Annotated in this window: 13 protein-coding genes; 8 read left to right on the forward strand and 5 right to left on the reverse strand. The window is 63.7% G+C overall.

The features are described from left to right. Positions 1-9: 9 nt before the first annotated feature. Positions 10-390 (reverse strand): hypothetical protein, encoded by a 381-nt coding sequence (locus NKI15_RS13505; RefSeq protein WP_023701325.1) that lies wholly within the window; start codon positions 388-390, stop codon positions 10-12. Between the two features lie 25 nt (positions 391-415). Between NKI15_RS13505 and NKI15_RS13510 the strand changes: the two genes are divergently transcribed. Further along, positions 416-1,474 (forward strand): RluA family pseudouridine synthase, encoded by a 1,059-nt coding sequence (locus NKI15_RS13510; RefSeq protein ID WP_023706286.1) that lies wholly within the window; start codon positions 416-418, stop codon positions 1,472-1,474. Positions 1,475-1,662: 188 nt separating this feature from the next. Beyond that, positions 1,663-2,574, forward strand: a complete 912-nt coding sequence (rpoH, locus tag NKI15_RS13515; protein ID WP_023670124.1) for an RNA polymerase sigma factor RpoH — start codon at positions 1,663-1,665, stop codon at positions 2,572-2,574. Positions 2,575-2,726: 152 nt separating this feature from the next. On the opposite strand, the gene NKI15_RS13520 is transcribed toward rpoH, so the two are convergent. The 4 genes from NKI15_RS13520 to NKI15_RS13535 all read right to left on the reverse strand — a co-directional run bounded on the left by NKI15_RS13520 (position 2,727) and on the right by NKI15_RS13535 (position 5,245). Next, positions 2,727-3,599 carry an MBL fold metallo-hydrolase gene (locus NKI15_RS13520; protein ID WP_023706285.1) on the reverse strand — a complete coding sequence of 291 codons (873 nt, stop codon included), beginning with the start codon at positions 3,597-3,599 and terminating at the stop codon, positions 2,727-2,729. Positions 3,600-3,744: 145 nt separating this feature from the next. Further along, on the reverse strand, positions 3,745-4,404 hold the full coding sequence (locus NKI15_RS13525; RefSeq protein WP_023670126.1) for a peroxiredoxin: 660 nt from the start codon (positions 4,402-4,404) through the stop codon (positions 3,745-3,747). Positions 4,405-4,594: 190 nt separating this feature from the next. Further along, positions 4,595-4,960, reverse strand: a complete 366-nt coding sequence (locus NKI15_RS13530; protein ID WP_023670127.1) for a cell division protein ZapA — start codon at positions 4,958-4,960, stop codon at positions 4,595-4,597. Between the two features lie 12 nt (positions 4,961-4,972). Beyond that, the gene (locus NKI15_RS13535) at positions 4,973-5,245 is read right to left on the reverse strand and encodes a DUF4164 domain-containing protein (protein ID WP_023670128.1); all 273 of its coding nucleotides are present in this window, start codon (positions 5,243-5,245) and stop codon (positions 4,973-4,975) included. A 273-nt stretch (positions 5,246-5,518) separates the two neighbouring features. Here NKI15_RS13535 and tkt point away from each other — a divergent pair, with 273 nt between their 5' ends. The 6 genes from tkt (at position 5,519) to NKI15_RS13565 (ending at position 14,175) form a co-directional block, all read left to right on the forward strand. Next, positions 5,519-7,510, forward strand: coding sequence for a transketolase (tkt, locus tag NKI15_RS13540; protein ID WP_023706284.1), 1,992 nt, complete (start codon positions 5,519-5,521; stop codon positions 7,508-7,510). Between the two features lie 155 nt (positions 7,511-7,665). Then, positions 7,666-8,676: a type I glyceraldehyde-3-phosphate dehydrogenase gene (gap, locus tag NKI15_RS13545; protein ID WP_023696438.1), complete on the forward strand. Its 1,011-nt coding sequence runs from the start codon at positions 7,666-7,668 to the stop codon at positions 8,674-8,676. A gap of 205 nt (positions 8,677-8,881) precedes the next feature. Further along, complete coding sequence (locus NKI15_RS13550) at positions 8,882-10,768, forward strand: potassium/proton antiporter (protein WP_352886205.1); 1,887 nt, start codon at positions 8,882-8,884, stop codon at positions 10,766-10,768. Between the two features lie 145 nt (positions 10,769-10,913). Continuing rightward, on the forward strand, positions 10,914-12,116 hold the full coding sequence (locus NKI15_RS13555) for a phosphoglycerate kinase (protein WP_352886206.1): 1,203 nt from the start codon (positions 10,914-10,916) through the stop codon (positions 12,114-12,116). A 120-nt stretch (positions 12,117-12,236) separates the two neighbouring features. Next, complete coding sequence (locus NKI15_RS13560; RefSeq protein ID WP_023708586.1) at positions 12,237-13,262, forward strand: class I fructose-bisphosphate aldolase; 1,026 nt, start codon at positions 12,237-12,239, stop codon at positions 13,260-13,262. A 172-nt stretch (positions 13,263-13,434) separates the two neighbouring features. Further along, a complete protein-coding gene (locus NKI15_RS13565) occupies positions 13,435-14,175 on the forward strand; it encodes a DUF899 domain-containing protein (RefSeq protein WP_023693666.1) in 741 nt (246 codons plus the stop codon). The last annotated feature ends 58 nt before the right edge of the window (positions 14,176-14,233 follow it).

Consider the following 14,233-nt stretch of genomic DNA (forward strand, 5'->3'; position numbering starts at 1 on the left):
TCGGCCCGCTCATTTGTTGCGTATGGCGAAGCGGCCGATGATACGGCGCTCGGCGATGTCGTAGACGAAGATGGTGCGGCTGCCGTCGCTGATCTCGGCGTCGATCGAAATGCGATTGCCCGACAGAGCCTGGCTGATCACCTTGGCTCCGACCGGGAGCACTATGTCGGCCGCGAGCGGCTCGCCGGGCGGAACTGGAATGTCGTTGGCGAGCGGCGGGTTCGCGGGCGGCGCTTTGCGCGATTTGTAGACAATGGCCGCGATCACCACCATAAGGGCCAGCAAAAGCAGGCCGAGATTGATGGCCATGAAACGGATGAGCCTGCCGCGCACCTTTTCGATCTCGGGATCGAGCGGCTTTTCTTCTTCATCGGCAACGGGCCGGGCCATGGCAGAACTTCCGGAACTTTTTTCGATGAGCGCTCATAGCGAAGAGACCCCTGAATTGATAGAGGCTGGACAATTCATAGAGGCGGCGCCAACCGTGCTCGAAGCCGGCGCGGAAGCGGCCGGCCAGCGCCTCGACCAGTGGCTGGCGAGCGCCCTTGGTCCCGACATGTCGCGCAGCCGGGTGCAGATGCTGATCCGGCAAGGTGCCGTTTCGATCGACGGCAAGCCGGTCGACGAGACCAAGCGCAAGATGAGTGCCGGCGAGCGCGTATCGGTCGTCATGCCCGAGCCGGAACCGGCCGAACCGCAAGGCGAGGCCATCGTGCTCGACGTGCTTTATGAGGACGACGAGCTGATCGTCATCAACAAGCCGGCCGGCCTCGTCGTCCATCCCGGCGCCGGCAACTGGACCGGCACGTTGGTCAATGCCCTGATCCACCACTGCGGCGACAGTCTTTCAGGCATTGGCGGCGTCAGGCGGCCGGGCATCGTCCATCGGCTGGACAAGGAAACCAGCGGCGTCATGGTGGTGGCCAAGACCGACCGCGCCCACAAGGCGCTGTCGGAGGCCTTTGCCGACCACGGCCGCACCGGCGACCTCGAACGTGCTTATCTGGCGCTGGTCTGGGGAATCCCGTCGCGGCCGACCGGAACGGTCGACGCGCCGCTTGGCCGTGCCGCCGACCGCGTGCGCCGCGCCGTCGTGTCGGAAGGCCGTGACGACGCCCGCCACGCCGTGACCCATTTCACCGTCAAGGAGCGTTTCGGCGAAAACCAGCAGCCGTTCGCCGCCGCCAGCCTGGTCGAATGCCGGCTGGAAACCGGCCGCACCCACCAGATCCGCGTCCACATGGCTCATATCGGCCACCCCGTCATCGGCGACCCGGATTACGGCCAGGCCTTCCGCACCAAGGCCAACCGGCTGCCCGAGCCGCTGAAAACCCAGGTCAAGGCATTTTCCAGGCAAGCTTTGCATGCCTGGCTCCTTGCATTTCGGCACCCGGCTACCCATTTATCGATGAGGTTCGAGGCGCCGATACCGGGGGACATGGAGGAACTCGTCGGCGGCTTCCGCAAGCTCTGAACCAGCCAGCTAAAACCTGAGCGGCATTGTTCACTTCAGCGTGACACACTGTTTCGTGTTGAACAAATGCCTGTCTTTTCTGGTTTTGTTCCTATATAAATCAGTTGCCGCGGGCGAGCCTTTTGGTGCTCGCGTCACATGCCCGCCGCGTTTCGGGGGCATCACTCCAATAGAGAGGGGGCGCAATCATGGCCCAGTCACTACCCAGTATTGTTTCCGGCGAAGGCGGCCTCAGCCGCTACCTGGAAGAAATCCGCCGCTTTCCCATGCTTCAGCCGCAGGAAGAGTACATGCTCGCCAAGCGCTACGCCGAGCATGAAGACACTTCCGCTGCGCACAAGCTCGTCACCAGCCATCTTCGGCTCGTCGCCAAGATCGCCATGGGCTATCGCGGCTACGGCCTGCCGATCGGCGAAGTGATCTCGGAAGGCAATGTCGGCCTGATGCAGGCCGTCAAGAAATTCGAACCCGAGCGTGGCTTCCGCCTCGCGACCTACGCCATGTGGTGGATCAAGGCCTCGATCCAGGAGTACATCCTGCGCTCGTGGAGCCTGGTCAAGATGGGCACGACCGCCAATCAGAAGCGCCTGTTCTTCAACCTGCGCAAGGTGAAGGGCAAGATCCAGGCGCTGGACGATGGCGACCTCAAGCCCGACCAGATCACCGAGATCGCCACCCGGCTGAACGTGTCGGAAGCTGAAGTCGTGTCGATGAACCGCCGCCTGTCCGGCGACGCGTCGCTGAACGCGCCGATCCGCGCCAGCGAAGGTGAATCCGGCGAATGGCAGGACTGGCTGGTCGATGACCACGAAAGCCAGGAAGACATGCTGATCGAGCAGGACGAGCTGGAAAACCGCCGCGGCATGCTGTCGGGCGCTCTGGCCGTGCTCAATGATCGTGAGCGGCGCATCTTCGAGGCCCGCCGCCTCGCCGAGGAGCCGCTGACGCTGGAAGAACTGTCGTCCGAGTTCGACATCAGCCGCGAGCGCGTGCGCCAGATCGAGGTGCGCGCCTTCGAAAAGGTGCAGGACGCGGTCAAGGCCGCCGCCAAGCGCCAGATGCAGGCCCTGCGCACGATCGAGGCGCAGCCCGCGGCGTAAAGCTGGGTTCGGCTAAGGAACAGAAGGCGGCGTCGGGAAACCGGCGCCGCCTTTTTTTATGTCTTACGCTTACGCTGGCGATTGGCGAAAGCATTCTTGACATCCAATCTCCCCCCTTGCGGGGGAGATCGGCAGCTTCGCCAACTGCCCTCTCAAAGCCCATCAAGCGGAAACTTCAGATACCGCCTCCCATTGGCCTCCGGTTCCGGCAGCCGTCCACCATTCATGTTGACCTGCAGCGCATGCAGGATCAGCCGCGGCATCGGCAGTGTCTTGTCGCGCGCTTCGCGCAAGTCGACGAACTCGGCTTCGCTGCGCGCCGCAACGAGGTGGATATTCTTTGCCCTCTGCTCGGCGACCGTGCTCTCCCAGCACGGCTCGCGGCCGCCGGCCTGATAGTCGTGGCCGACAAACACCCGCGCTTCGTCCGGCAGCGCCAGAATGCCCTGGATCGAATGCCACAGCCGCGCGGCACTGCCGCCGGGAAAGTCCGTCCTTGCCGAGCCGCTGTCGGGCATGAACAGCGTGTCGTGGACGAAGGCTGCGTCGCCAATGACATAGGTGATCGAGGCCAGCGTGTGGCCGGGCGAGAACAGCACCTTGACCGGAAGGTTGCCGATCATGAACGTTTCGCCTTCCCCAAACAGCCGGTCCCACTGCGAGCCGTCGGCGGGGAAATCCGGCCAGTTGTAGATCGCCTTCCACAGCGCCTGGACTTCGACGATCCTGTCGCCGATCGCCGTCGGCGCGCCGGTCCTTTCCTTGAGATAGTGCGCCGCCGAGAAATGATCGGCATGCGGATGGGTGTCCAGGATCCACTCGAGCTCCAGCCCGTTTGCCCGGACGAAATCCAGCAAGGCGTCGGCATTCTTCGTCGCCGTCGCGCCGGATTTTTCGTCAAAATCGAGGATCGGGTCGATGACGGCGCAGCGTCTCGTCACCGGGTCGGTGACGACATACTGGATGGCGCCGGTCGGCTTGTCGTAGAAGCCGGCGACCTCAGGTTTGGCCGAAGCGATGTCCAATGTCCGGCCCCCCTGCCCCTTGCCCGACAGGAACCGTTTTCTCCGTCGGGTTGAACAAGAGCATGGTCATCTGGCAAAGCGCGCCGGTCAAGCACGCCTTGCCACAAATAGGACTGAAGCCCCAAATAGCTCCGACGGAGAAAACCTAGGCTGACGGCTGCTTGGTCTTCCTGAGATAGGGCAGGATCGTCTCGAAAGCGCCAAAACGCTTGACCGCATCTTCGTTCGAAACCGCGGCGGTGATGATCACATCCTCGCCCTGCTTCCAGTTGGCCGGCGTCGCCACCTGGTGCTTGGCCGTCAGCTGCATGGAATCGACCGCGCGCAGGATCTCGTCGAAGTTGCGGCCCGTCGTCATTGGGTAAGTCAGCACCAGCTTGATCTTCTTGTCCGGCCCGATGACATAGACCGAGCGCACCGTGGCGTTGTCGGCCGGCGTGCGGCCTTCCGACGTCTCGCCGGCGCCCGCCGGCAGCATGTCATAAAGCTTGGCCACCTTGAGGTCCTTGTCGCCAATCAGCGGGTAGTTCACCGTCTGGCCGGTCGCCGTCTTGATGTCGGCCTGCCACTTGTCGTGGCTCGCAACGGGATCGACGGAAATGCCGATGACCTTGACGTTGCGCTTCTTGAACTCGCCTTCGAGCCCCGCCATCGTGCCCAGCTCGGTGGTGCAGACCGGGGTGAAATTCTTCGGATGGCTGAACAGGATCGCCCAGCCGTCGCCGATCCAGTCATGAAACTTGATCGGCCCTTGCGTGGTCTCGGCGGTGAAGTCAGGCGCGATGTCGTTGATACGAAGGCTCATGGCATTATTTCCCCAGCAACAGATTTCGTCAGGAGCGGCCGTGGACGGCGTCAACGCTCCGGCATTCCCGCATCTTAGCGCAAAAATCGCGGCTGCAGGACAATAGGAAACTATTATTGGCGACGGAACGAGCACTTTCGTTCTACGGACCGACGTTGGGCCGACAATCTTTCGTTTGTGCGGGAAAGGCTCAGGCCTTGTTGACCGCCAGCGACGTGGCCAGGTCTTCCATGCGCTGGGCGAGCGCGCCGAGCGCGCTGGTCAGCACGGTGTCGTTCTTGTCGGCCTTGGTCAGCGCTTCGTCGCGCGTCTTGCGCAGCGTCTGCACTTCGGTCTCCATGCCCTTGACCCGCTTCTGCAGCTCCGAAAGCTCGTCCATCACCATGATGCCGGCCATCACCGTCAGCCGCTGGTCGCCGATCTCGCCGAACGAATCCTTCAGATGCGAGACATAACGGTCGAACCGCTCGGCGAGGTCGATCAGGTGCTCTTCCTGACCCTCGTCGCAAGCCATGCGATACTGCTTGCCGTCGATGGAAACCGTGACCTGTGCCATGGCCTGCAGCTCCTACCTGTCCAGCACCGCGCGGATGGTTTCCATGGCGGTCACCAAGCGGCGCGACACTTCCTTGTTGGCATCTTCCAGCCGTTCGGCGCGGGCTTCGGAATTGTCGAGTTCCTGCGCCAGCCGTGAACGGTCGGCGTTCATGCGCTGCACCTCAGCCTCGGCTTCGGAATAGTCGCGCTCGTGCTCGAGCTTGGCCGCGACGGCGTTTTCCAGCCCCTCGATGGCCTTGCCCAGCCTGTGGATGACTTCCTTGAGTGTGGTTTCGCCGGTCATGGCCTTCGTCCTGTGCCCTGCCCATCACCGAATCGCTTCGCGTTCAGAACGCGTTAACAAGGAAACATTAGGCACCGGGTGAAGGCAACGTCAACAAAGCTCTCGCGACTGTCCCCCGCTAACGCTAATGTAGGTCGCCCCATAAGGTCTCAAAGCCATCACAAGACCGGCAAATGTGCAGCCGATTTGTTGACTAAAAGCCCGTGGCTGCTATGTGTCGCGCACTCTTTCCTGGGCTCTGCCAAGCCCACAAATCCCCACCCCGGAGGTACCATGACGTCGCGTGAACAACATGACCGGATGGCCAATGCGATCCGTTTTCTCTCCATGGACGCCGTCGAGAAGTCCCAGTCCGGCCATCCCGGCCTGCCCATGGGCTGCGCCGACATCGCCACAGTGCTGTTCACCCGCTTCCTGAAATATGATCCGAAGAACCCCCATTGGCCGGACCGCGACCGCTTCATCCTGTCGGCCGGCCATGGTTCGATGCTGCTCTACTCGCTGCTGCATCTGACCGGTTACGAGGACATGACCCTCGACCAGATCAAGCATTTCCGCCAGCTGGGTTCCAAGACCGCCGGCCATCCCGAATACGGCCATGCCACCGGCATCGAGACGACGACCGGCCCGCTCGGCCAGGGTCTCGCCAATTCGGTCGGCTTCGCGCTCGGCGAGCGCATCATGAACGCCGCCTTCGGCAACGACCTCGTCGACCACTACACCTATGTGCTGGCCGGCGACGGCTGCCTGATGGAAGGTGTTTCCCAGGAAGCCATCGCGCTGGCCGGCCACCTCAAGCTCAACAAGCTGATCGTCTTCTGGGACAACAACAACATCTCGATCGACGGTCCGGTTTCGCTTGCAGACAACACCGACCAGGTCGCCCGCTTCCAGGCCTCCGGCTGGAACGCCAGCCACATTGACGGCACCGACCCCGAGGCGATCGCCTACGCCATCGAAGCCGCCCGCCATTCCGACAAGCCGACGATGATCGCCTGCAAGACGACCATCGGCTTCGGCGCCCCGACCAAGGCCGGCACCAACAAGGCGCACGGTTCGCCGCTCGGCGCCGACGAGATCGCAGGCGCGCGGAAATTCTTCAACTGGGACTCGCCGCCCTTCGAGATCCCGGCCGACATCCTCGACGCCTGGCGCACCGCCGGCAAGGCCGGCGCCAAGCCGCGCACCGACTGGGAGGGCCGCCTGGCCAAGGCCCAGCCTGAGTTGAAGGCCGAGTTCGAGCGCCGCCTCGCCGGCAAGCTGCCGTCGAATTTCGATGCCGTCATTGCCGACTACAAGAAGAAGCTGTCGGCCGACAAGCCGAAGGTCGCCACCCGCAAATCGTCGGAAATGGCGCTGGAAGTCATCAATGGCGCGGTGCCGGAAACCATCGGCGGCTCTGCCGACCTCACCGGCTCCAACAACACCAAGACCAGCCAGACCAAGAACATCACGCCGGACGATTACGGCCAGCGCTATGTCCACTACGGCATCCGCGAGCATGGCATGGCGGCCGCCCTCAACGGCCTGACGCTGCATGGCGGCCTCATCGCCTATGGTGGCACCTTCATGTGCTTCTCCGACTATGCCCGTCCGTCGATGCGGCTGGCGTCGCTGATGGGCATCCGCTCGATCTTCGTCATGACCCATGATTCGATCGGTTTGGGCGAAGACGGCCCGACCCACCAGCCGGTCGAGCACCTGGCGGCGCTCCGCGCCATCCCCAACCACAATGTCTTCCGCCCGGCCGACGCGGTGGAAACCGCCGAATGCTGGCAGATCGCCATTGAATCGGAAAAGACCCCGTCCACCCTGGCGCTGACCCGTCAGAACCTGCCGACGGTGCGCACCGAGCACTCGGCCAGGAACCTCAGCAGCCAGGGCGCCTATGAACTGGCCGCGGCGAGCGGCGAAGCGGCGGTGACGATCTTCGCCACCGGCTCCGAGGTCGAGATCGCGCTCGGCGCCCGTGATTTGCTTGAAAAGCATGGGCACCCGACCCGCGTCGTCTCGGTGCCTTGCTTCGAACTGTTCGACCAGCAGAGCGACGCCTACCGCAAGGAGACGATCGGCAACGCGCCGATCAAGATGGCGATCGAGGCCGGCATCCGCCAGGGCTGGGATCACCTGATCGGCTCCGACGGCATCTTCATCGGCATGACCGGCTTCGGCGCTTCCGGCACCATCGAGCAGCTCTACCCGCATTTCGGCATCACCGCCGAAGCCGCGGCCAAGGCTGCGGAAGCCCGCCTGCACGGCAAGTAAGATCAGGGTCAGTCCCGCGCACCTCCAAGGCGGATTCGCGGGGCTGGACCAACCTAATCGATTTAACTTCGGCCTTCTGCGGCTGGATTCTTGTGCCATCCGCCGCTATGAAGCTGCGGACCCATCTGCCGCCTCCAGCTCCCAGGGAGAGTAAAATGACCGTCAGAGTTGCCATCAACGGATTTGGCCGCATCGGCCGCAACATCCTGCGCGCCATCCATGAATCCGGCCGCAAGGATATCGACGTGGTCGCCGTCAACGACCTCGGCCCGGTTGAGACCAACGCGCATCTGCTGCGCTATGACAGCGTGCACGGCCGCTTCCCGCACGAAGTGTCGGTCTTGGGCGACCAGATCACCGTCGGCAAGGAGACCTTCAAGGTCACCGCGATCAAGGACCCGGCGCAACTGCCGTGGGAGGAACTCGGCATCGACATCGCGCTCGAATGCACCGGCATCTTCACCGCCCGCGACAAGGCTGCCGCGCATTTGACCGCCGGCGCCAAGCGCGTCGTGGTCTCCGCGCCTGCCGAAGGTGCTGACCTCACCGTCGTCTACGGCATCAACCACGACAAGCTGACCAAGGACCACATCGTCATCTCGAATGCGTCCTGCACCACCAACTGCCTGGCGCCGCTGGCCGCAGTGCTGCACGAGACCGTCGGCATCGAAAAGGGCATGATGACGACGATCCACTCCTACACCGGCGACCAGCCGACGCTGGACACCATGCACAAAGATCTCTACCGCGGCCGCGCGGCTGCCCTGTCGCAGATCCCGACCTCGACCGGTGCGGCCAAGGCGATCGGCCTGGTGCTGCCCGACCTCAAGGGCAAGCTCGACGGCATCTCGATCCGCGTGCCGACCCCCAACGTCTCGGTTGTCGACTTCAAGTTCATCGCCAAGCGCGCCACCACCGTGCAGGAGATCAACGAAGCGGTGATCGCCGCCTCCAACGGCAAGTTGAAGGGCATTCTCGGCGTCACCCATCACCCGAATGTGTCGATCGACTTCAACCACGATCCGCGCTCGTCGATCCTGGCGCTCGACCAGACCAAGGTCATGGACGGCAACTTCGTTTCGGTGCTGTCCTGGTACGACAATGAGTGGGGCTTCTCTAACCGCATGGCCGACACCTCGGTCGCCTTTGGCAAGACCATCGCCTGACCTGAAGGCATCGTCTCGCAGCTTCGAACGCCCGGCTTGTCCGGGCGTTTTTCGTCAGGGCGGCGGGCAAGGCGCGCCAAGCCGCCAAACGCCGGAAAATCAGCGGCATCAGGCAAAAAGCCATCCTTGCGCCTTGCACCGGCCATGCCTTCGCCCCACTCTCCCGTGAATCGGTAGAAAGAGGAATTCGAGGGGCAAATCACGGATGGAGCATGCGATCTATCTCGTCACGCTGGTCGGCACAGCGCTAGTCGTCGCCGCAGCGTTCTCGAGCCTGATCGCCTTCCGCTTCGGCGCCCCTTTGCTGCTGCTCTTCCTCTGCATCGGCCTCGCCAGCGGCGTCGATGGTCTCGGCATCGAATTCGACAATGCGCGCGTGGCATATTTTGCCGGCTCGCTGGCGCTGGCGGTCATCCTGTTCGATTCCGGTTTCGGCACGCCGCTCAACGCGCTGCGCCAGGCGGCCGGACCGGCGGTGTCGCTGGCGACCTTCGGCGTAATCCTGACCACTGGCCTGTTCGGCGCCGCCGCCTATTACCTGCTCGACCTCAGCTGGCTGGAATCCTTCCTGCTCGGCGCCGCGGTCGCCTCGACCGATGCGGCGGCCGTCTTCTTCCTGCTACGCGCCGGCGAGATCAATCTGCGCGAACGCGTGCGCGCGACACTGGAAGTCGAATCCGGCACCAACGACCCGATCGCCATCTTCCTGACCATCACGCTGGTCGAGATCATCGCCGCCCACGCCAATCCCGAGACCCATGTGCTGGTCACCGACCTGATCCTCGGCTTCCTGCTCAATATGGGGCTCGGCGCCGTCGTCGGCGTGCTTGGCGGGCTCGGCATCGTGCGCCTCGTCGACCGGCTCAACCTTGACCATGGCTTGCTGCCGATCTTCGTGCTGGCCCTGTCACTGATGGTGTTCGCCGCCGCCGGCGCCATTGGCGGCTCGGGCTTCCTGGCGGTCTATCTCGCCGGGCTCATTGCCGGCAACTCCGACATCCGCGCCGTCACCATCCTGAAGCGCTTCCAGGACGGCATGTCGTGGCTGGCACAGATCATCATGTTCCTGATCCTCGGCCTGTTCGCGACACCCTCGCAGTTTCCGGCGATCATGGTGCCGGCGGTGCTGCTCGGCCTGTTCCTGATGTTTGTCGCGCGCCCTGTCGCCGTCTGGCTCTGCCTTATCCCGTTCCGCCTGCCGCGTCCCGAGATCGCCTTCGTCTCCTGGGTCGGCCTGCGCGGCGCCGTGTCCATCCTGCTTGCCATCACCCCGCTGCTCGGCGGACTGGAGAACGGCCGCACCATCTTCAACGTCGCCTTCATCATCGTGCTGGTATCGCTGGTGGTGCAGGGCTGGTCGGTCGGTCCGCTGGCGCGCCGGCTCGGCCTGATCGTGCCGGCGAGGCTCGGGCCGCTCGACAAGGTCGAACTCGAACTGCCGGGCTCCGCCCATCACGAACTGCTCGCCTACCGCGTGGCGCCCGGCAGCCCGGTGGCGCGCGGCGAGCGTATCCCGCGCTGGGCACGGCCCTCGTTGGTGCTGCGCGACGGCCGCTCGATGCGTTTCCAGGACATGGGCCGGCTCGCGGCCGGCGACCAGGTCTACATCTTCGTGCCCGACCGCTATCCGCGCCTGCTTGACAAGCTGTTTGCCAGCCGCGCCGTAGTCGACCCCGAGGATGCCGACTTCTTCGGCGCCTTTGCCGTCGATCCCGCCCGCTCGGCCGCAGAGCTCGAGGCCGCATACACTCCGGGATTGAGCGAAGCCGAGCAGAAGCTCACCGTCGGCGCGCTGGTGACGGCGCGGCTCGGCGGCCATGCCGAATATGCCGACCGGGTGCTGATCGGCCCGATCGAATTGATCGTCCGCGACGTCGACGACAAGGGCAAGATCACCGGTCTCGGCCTCTCCTTCGAGCCGACCGCGCCGGTGGCGCGGGTTCCGGTGTTCCTGAGCGCCGGCGAGATCGGCGATCGTGTCTCCGCCTTCATCCGCAACTGGCGCAAGCCGACCGAGACGCAGACTGCAGAGGCGACAGCCAATGAGAAGGCCCTTGAGCCGACGGCGGAAAAGATAACGACAGAAGGCTGACAAGCGATCGGTTCACGCTGACGTCCCGCATCATCACGACAGCCTTCGCCTTGATCTCAAAATTTAGCTCGCACCCCGGCTCAAGCCTTGCATCGTCATCGATGCGAGGTATGGTCCCGGCGATTTTCCACGGAAAGGAACCCGCATGGCCGCCTTCAAGACACTCGACGATATCGGCAATATCAGCGGCAAGCGCGTGCTGGTGCGCGTCGACCTCAACGTGCCCGTCGCCGACGGCAAGGTCACCGACGCCACCCGCATCGAACGCATCGCACCGACCATCGCCGAGCTGTCCGGCAAGGGCGCCAAGGTCATACTGCTCGCGCATTTCGGCCGCCCGAAGGATGGTCCCTCGCCCGAATTTTCGCTGGAGCCGATCGCCAAGGCTACCGCGGAGGTGCTTGGCCGCCCGGTCGGCTTTGCCGGCGATTGCGTCGGCGACACGGCGGGCAGTGCGGTCGCCGCCATGAACAAGGGCGATGTGCTGCTGCTGGAAAACACCCGCTTCCACAAGACCGAGGAGAAGAACGACCCGGCCTTTACAGAGCGGCTCGCCGCCAATGGCGATATCTTCGTCAACGACGCCTTTTCCGCCGCCCACCGGGCGCACTCCTCGACCGAAGGCCTGGCGCGGCTGTTGCCGTCCTATGCCGGCCGCACCATGCAGGCCGAGCTCGAGGCGCTGGAGAAGGGGCTCGGCAATCCGGTCCGCCCTGTCGTCGCCATTGTCGGCGGCGCCAAGGTGTCGACCAAGATCGACCTGTTGATGAACCTGGTGAAGAAGGTCGACGCGCTGGTGATCGGCGGCGGCATGGCCAACACTTTTCTCGCCGCGCGTGGCACCGCTGTCGGCAAGTCGCTGTGCGAGCATGACCTTGCCGCGACCGCCAAGCAGATCATGATCGAGGCCGCCGAAGCCGGCTGCGCCATCATCCTGCCTGTCGACGGTGTCGTCGCCAAGGAATTCAAGGCGGGTGCGGCCAGCGAGACCGTTGCCATTACGGATGTCCCGGCTGACGGCATGATCCTCGATGTCGGCGAAAAGACCGTGAAGACGATCGACGAATGGATCGACCGCGCCGCGACCCTGGTCTGGAACGGCCCGCTCGGCGCCTTCGAGATCGAGCCTTTCGACCACGCCACGGTGGCGGCGGCAAAGCACGCGGCGGCCCGCACCAGGGCCGGCAAGCTGGTCTCGGTCGCCGGTGGCGGCGACACGGTGGCCGCCCTCAATCATGCCGGCGTCGCCGACGATTTCACCTATGTCTCGACCGCCGGCGGCGCTTTCCTCGAATGGATGGAAGGCAAGCCGCTGCCCGGCGTCGACGTGCTGAAGAAACAAGCCTGACCGGATCGGGGGCGCAAAAACGGACGCCAGGAACTTTCAATCGATTCGAGCTTTCCGATCCCATTCCTTTGGCGGTAGACTTCCGTTACGCGCGGAACGTACCCCCTTAGGAGAAGAAAAATGAGCGAACGTCTCGAAGACATTGCCGCCGCGATGGTGGCCGGCGGCAAGGGCCTGCTGGCCGCCGATGAGAGCTCCGGCACCATCAAGAAGCGCTTCGACGTTATCGGCGTCGAATCGACGGCCGACAGCCGCCGCGACTACCGCGAGATGATGTTCCGCGCCAAGGACGCGATGACGAAGTACATCTCCGGCGTCATTCTCTACGACGAGACCATCCGTCAGAAGGCTGCCGACGGCACGCCTCTGGTCGACATCATCAAGGCGGCGGGCGCCATCCCCGGCATCAAGGTCGATGCCGGCGCCAAGCCACTCGCCGGCTTTCCCGGCGATACCGTTACCGAAGGCCTCGACGGCTTGCGCGAGCGGCTCGCGGATTATTACAAGCTCGGCGCCCGCTTCGCCAAATGGCGCGCGGTGATCGACATCGACACCGGCAAGGGCGTGCCCTCGGTCAATTCGATTGCCTCCAACGCCCATGCGCTGGCCCGCTATGCCGCACTGTGCCAGGAGGCCGGCATCGTGCCGATCGTCGAGCCGGAAGTGCTGATGGACGGCGCGCACGACATCGACACCTGCTACGACATCTCGAAGGCAACGCTGATCAAGCTCTATGACGAGCTGCATGCGGCGCGCGTTTTGCTGGGAGGCACCATCCTGAAGCCGAACATGGTGCTGGCCGGCAGGAAGTCGGGCAAGGTGAGCAGCCCCGAAGAGGTCGCGGAAAAGACCATAAAACTGTTCCGCGAAACCGTACCGGCAGCGGTGCCGGGCATCGCCTTCCTTTCGGGCGGGCAGTCGGACGAGGAGGCTACCGCCAACCTCAACGCCATCAACGCCATCGGCCCGCATCCGTGGAAGCTGACCTTCTCCTATGGCCGCGCCTTGCAGGCCGCCCCGCAAAAGGCCTGGAGCGGCAAGGCATCGAACGTCGCCGCCGGCCAGGCCGCCTTCACCCATCGTGCCCACATGAACCATCTGGCGGCGCTGGGACAATGGACGGCGAGCCTCGAACAGGCCGCCTGAGCGCAGTCCTCCCGTTGTCATACAACCCGGGCCGATGCGCCCGGGTTTGTTTATGCAAAGCCCGGCTTGGACGGAGTTCGTCCATCCTTATCTCCTTTTCGGCAAAAGCTGACGGCGATGTCGGTTTCTGCCCACCCCAAACGTCCTTGGGTGAACAGACAGGGAGAACTTCATGACTCGCAGCAAGGTGGTTTCGCGTGAAGACTGGTTTGAGGCGCACAAGGCGCATCTGGCGCGCGAGAAGGAATTGACACGGTTGCGTGAGCGCATCGCCGCCGAGCGGCGTGAACTGCCCTGGATGAAAATCCGCAAGGACTATGTCTTCGAGACCGAGCAGGGTCCGAAGAACCTGGCCGGACTGTTCGGCGCCAACAGCCAACTGATCGTCTACCACTTCATGATGACGCCGGGATCGAACCACCGCTGCGAAGGATGCTCCTTCCTTGCCGACCATATAGACGGCGCCGATCAGCATCTCAGGCACCACGACGTGTCGCTGGTGGTGGTTGCGCGCGCGCCGCTGGCGGAACTGCTGCCTTACAAGCAGCGTATGGGCTGGAAATTCGACTGGGTGTCGTCCTACGCCTCGGATTTCAACTTCGACATGCAGGTCTCCTTCACCGACAAGCAGATCGCGGCCGGCGACACCACCTACAATTTCGAGACGCGTCCGCGCACGTCAAAGGACCTTCCCGGCACCAGTGTTTTCTACAAGGAAGAGAACGGCGACATATTCCTTACCTTTATGTCGCGCGCCCGCGGCGGCGAGGCCCAGATCGGCACTTACGACTATCTCGACATGACACCGAAGGGCCGCGGCGAAAATGGCCCTTATCATAGCCTGATGGACTGGGTGCGGCTGCATGACGAATATCAGGACAAGCAGGCGGACAAGCCGAACTGCTGCGACTAGAAGCTCGTTCACCTCAGGCGAAACTTGCGCTAAGGCTGCCGCTGATCTCTAAACGGTA

This window comes from Mesorhizobium sp. M0862, assembly GCF_040319795.1.
Classification (GTDB): Bacteria; Pseudomonadota; Alphaproteobacteria; order Rhizobiales; family Rhizobiaceae; genus Mesorhizobium.